This is a genomic window from Bradyrhizobium sp., assembly GCF_049798375.1.
Classification (GTDB): Bacteria; Pseudomonadota; Alphaproteobacteria; order Rhizobiales; family Xanthobacteraceae; genus Bradyrhizobium.
The window spans coordinates 1-3502 of sequence record NZ_JBARGP010000124.1 but is presented as its reverse complement, the minus strand read 5'-3'; the positions used below and the strand labels follow the sequence as shown (position 1 = coordinate 3502).

4 protein-coding genes and 1 pseudogene are annotated in these 3502 nt (G+C 64.2%); 2 read left to right on the top strand and 3 right to left on the bottom strand.

Going from position 1 to position 3502, the window contains the following annotated elements:
* On the top strand, positions 1 to 200 hold a 200-nt coding region (locus tag WA702_RS05575; RefSeq protein ID WP_425109536.1), incomplete at its 5' end, for a response regulator transcription factor.
* Positions 201 to 287: 87 nt separating this feature from the next.
* On the opposite strand, the gene WA702_RS05570 is transcribed toward WA702_RS05575, so the two are convergent.
* Entirely contained in the window at positions 288 to 1907 is a 1620-nt protein-coding gene (locus WA702_RS05570) for a peptide chain release factor 3 (protein ID WP_425109535.1), read from the bottom strand.
* A 167-nt stretch (positions 1908 to 2074) separates the two neighbouring features.
* On the opposite strand from WA702_RS05570, the gene sugE reads away from it, so the two are divergent.
* On the top strand, positions 2075 to 2389 hold the full coding sequence (gene sugE, locus WA702_RS05565; RefSeq protein WP_425109534.1) for a quaternary ammonium compound efflux SMR transporter SugE: 315 nt from the start codon (positions 2075 to 2077) through the stop codon (positions 2387 to 2389).
* Between the two features lie 26 nt (positions 2390 to 2415).
* Here the strand turns inward: sugE and WA702_RS05560 are convergent, their stop codons facing one another.
* Both WA702_RS05560 and WA702_RS05555 read right to left on the bottom strand, forming a co-directional pair.
* Positions 2416 to 3423 (bottom strand): anion permease, encoded by a 1008-nt coding sequence (locus tag WA702_RS05560; RefSeq protein ID WP_425109533.1) that lies wholly within the window; start codon positions 3421 to 3423, stop codon positions 2416 to 2418.
* Positions 3424 to 3431: 8 nt separating this feature from the next.
* Positions 3432 to 3502: pseudogene (locus WA702_RS05555) on the bottom strand (nuclease PIN); the annotation flags it as partial.

The following is a 3502-nucleotide window of genomic DNA, read 5'->3' as shown; positions in this document are numbered from 1 at the left end:
ATTTCCAGCTCACCGCGCGCGAGCGCGACGTGCTGGCGCTGCTCGCCGAAGGGCGTTCGAACAAGGAGATCGCTCGCTCGCTTGGGATTTCCGTGCACACTGCGAAATTCCATGTCGGGCAACTGCTCGACAAGCTCGATGCGACGGGGCGCACCGACGCAGTTGCGCACGCGGCTCGACGGGGGATTATCGAATTGTAGGAGTCCGCATCACTGGCGGTCGACCTCTCTCCGCCGGGGAGAGGTGATAGCGAGGCCTGCGATGCGGCATCGGCTCATCGAGCGAGCTTATCCCTTCTTCTTCACGTCCTTGACGTTGGAGAAGATGATGCCCTCGGCGCGTTCCTTGGTGTAGCCGAGATAGAACTCGTTCTTGGCCAGGAACACCGGATCGCCGTCGACGTCGTCGGCAACGCCGGAGCCATTGGAGGCGATGAAGGCTTCCAGCTTCTTCTTGTCGTCGCTGGAAATCCAGCGCGCCAGCGAGAACTCGCTGACCTCGAACTCCACCGGCAGCGAATATTCGGCATCGAGCCGCGCCTTGAGCACGTCGAGCTGCAGCGGGCCGACCACGCCGACCAGCGCCGGCGCGCCTTCGCGCGGGCGAAACACCTGCACGACACCCTCCTCCGACATCTGCTGCAAGGCTTCCTTCAGCTTCTTTGCCTTCATCGCATCGGTGAGACGGACGCGGCGGACGATTTCCGGCGCGAAACTGGGAACGCCGACGAAGGTCAGATCCTCGCCTTCGGTCAGCGTGTCGCCGATGCGCAAGCTGCCATGGTTGGGAATGCCGACCACGTCGCCGGCAAAGGCTTCATCGGCGACCGAGCGATCCTGGGCAAAGAAGAATTGCGGGCTCGACAGCGGCATGGTCTTGCCGGTGCGCACCAGCTTCGCCTTCATCCCGCGGTTGAGCTTGCCGGAGCATAGCCGCGCAAAGGCGATACGGTCGCGATGGTTCGGATCCATGTTGGCCTGGATCTTGAACACGAATGCACTCATGCGCGGCTCGGCGGCATCGACCTTGCGCAGGTTGGATTCCTGCGCGCGCGGCGGCGGCGCGAACTGGCCGAGGCCCTGCAACAGATCGCCCACGCCGAAATTGCGCAGCGCGCTGCCGAAATAGACCGGCGTCAGATGGCCCTCGCGGAAAGCTTCGAGCTCGAATGGCTTGCAGGCTTCCTTGACCAGTTCGAGCTCTTCCTCGATCTGGCCGACGTCGAGGTTGGAATTGTGCTTGGCCAGCTCAGGGATCGTGATCTGCTGGGCCGCGCCAGTCTTGGCGCCGCCGCCTTCGAGCAAGCGCACGCCGCCGTCGCGAATGTCGTAAGTGCCGACGAAGTCGCGACCGCGGCCGACCGGCCAGGTCATCGGCGTGGTGTCGAGCGCCAGCGTCTTCTCGATCTCATCGAGCAGATCGAAGATATCGCGGCTCTCACGGTCCATCTTGTTGATGAAGGTGATGATCGGGATGTCGCGCAGACGACAGACCTCGAACAGCTTTCGCGTCCGCGCCTCGATGCCCTTGGCGGCGTCGATCACCATGACGGCGGAGTCGACCGCGGTCAGCGTGCGGTAGGTGTCTTCCGAAAAATCCTCGTGGCCCGGCGTGTCCAGCAGGTTGTAGACCAGCCCCTCGAACTCGAAAGTCATGACCGAGGTCACGACCGAGATGCCGCGGTCGCGCTCGATCTTCATCCAGTCAGAGCGCGTGTTGCGCCGTTCGCCCTTGGCCTTGACTTGGCCGGCGAGGTTGATGGCGCCGCCGAACAGCAACAGCTTTTCGGTCAGCGTGGTCTTGCCGGCGTCCGGATGCGAGATGATGGCGAAGGTGCGCCGGCGCGCGACCTCATCTGATAACGGCGAGCGGATCGTCGATTCTGTGGGGACAGCAATGTCGGACATGGCGGCAGCGTTTGGCAGGGAAAAGCCCGGGGATCAAGCGGGAATCAAGCTGGATTTGGCGATTGCGGAACCCGCAGGCAAGCCCCATATCGCCCGGAGCAAAGACGACCTTTTCGCTCAATCACAGCATCCGCGGGGACGGCCCTGCCTGATATGGAGGGGCCGTGATGGCTTGGTTTGTCCTGTTTCTCGCTGGCCTGCTGGAAGTCTCCTGGGCGATCGGCCTCAAATACATCGAAGGGTTTACGCGGCTGGTGCCGTCAGCCCAGACCTTGGCGGCGATGGCCGGCAGCGTGCTGCTGCTCGGCTGGGCCTTGAAGACCCTGCCGATCGGAACCGCGTATGCGGTCTGGACCGGGATCGGAGCCGTCGGAACGGCTGCTCTCGGCATCATTTTGTTCGGCGAAGCCGCGTCCGCGCTTCGTCTCGCCAGCATCGCTTTGATCGTTGCCGGCATCGTCGGGTTGAAACTAGTGAGCTGACCACCGCCCCCATGCGAGGCGCCTGATCAGCTGCGCAGTGCCGAGACCACCCAATAGGCCAGAGCCGCCACCAGCGCCGACGCCGGAATGGTGAAGATCCAGGCATAGACGATCGAGCCCGCCACGTTCCAGCGCACCGCCGAAGCACGGCGGGCCGCGCCGACGCCGACAATGGCGCCGGTAATGGTGTGGGTGGTCGAGACGGGAACCCCGAGGAAAGTTGCCATGAACAGGGTCGCCGCGCCGCCGGTCTCGGCGCAGAAGCCCTGCATCGGCGTCAGCTTGGTGATCCGCAAGCCCATGGTGCGCACGATCCGCCAGCCGCCGAGCAGCGTGCCCAACGCCATCGCGGCCTGGCAAGCCAGCACCACCCAAAATGGAACAGCAAACTCGCTGTCAAGGTGACCCTGTGAATAGAGCAGCACGGCGATGATGCCCATGGTCTTCTGGGCGTCGTTGCCGCCATGCCCGAGCGAATAGAGCGAGGCCGAGGCGAATTGCAGGATGCGGAAGGCACGATCCACTGCAAATGGCGTCGACCGCACCGAGGCCCAGGAGACGATCGCGACGAGGATCATCGCCAGCACCAGGCCGACCAGCGGCGACAGCACGATCGCGATCACGGTTTTCGACAGCCCGCTCCAGACCATGGCGCCAAAGCCGGCCTTGGCGACGCCGGCGCCGACCAGCCCGCCGACCAGCGCGTGCGAGCTCGACGAGGGAATGCCGGCAGCCCAGGTGACGATGTTCCAGGCGATGGCGCCGACCAGCGCGGCGAAGATCACCTGCGCATCGACGACACCGGGATCGATGATGCCGGTGCCGATGGTCTGGGCCACATGCAGGCCGAACACGGCGAAGGCGACGAAATTGAAGAACGCGGCCCAGAACACCGCATATTGCGGCCGCAGCACCCGGGTCGAGACGATGGTCGCGATCGAGTTGGCCGCGTCATGCAGCCCGTTCAGGAAGTCGAAGGCGAGCGCGACCGCGATCAGGCCGATCAGCGCCGGAAAGCCGAGATGAGCATCCACGGCGCGGCCTATACCTGCTCGATCATGATCGAGTTGATCTCGTTGGCGACGTCGTCGAAGCGGTCGGCGACCTTCTCCA

Coding starts and splice junctions, on each gene's coding strand:
- sugE (WP_425109534.1), top strand. CDS start 2,075: ATGGCTTGGTTTGTCCTGTTTCTCGCTGGCCTGCTGGAAGTCTCCTGG.
- WA702_RS05570 (WP_425109535.1), bottom strand. CDS start 1,907: ATGTCCGACATTGCTGTCCCCACAGAATCGACGATCCGCTCGCCGTTA.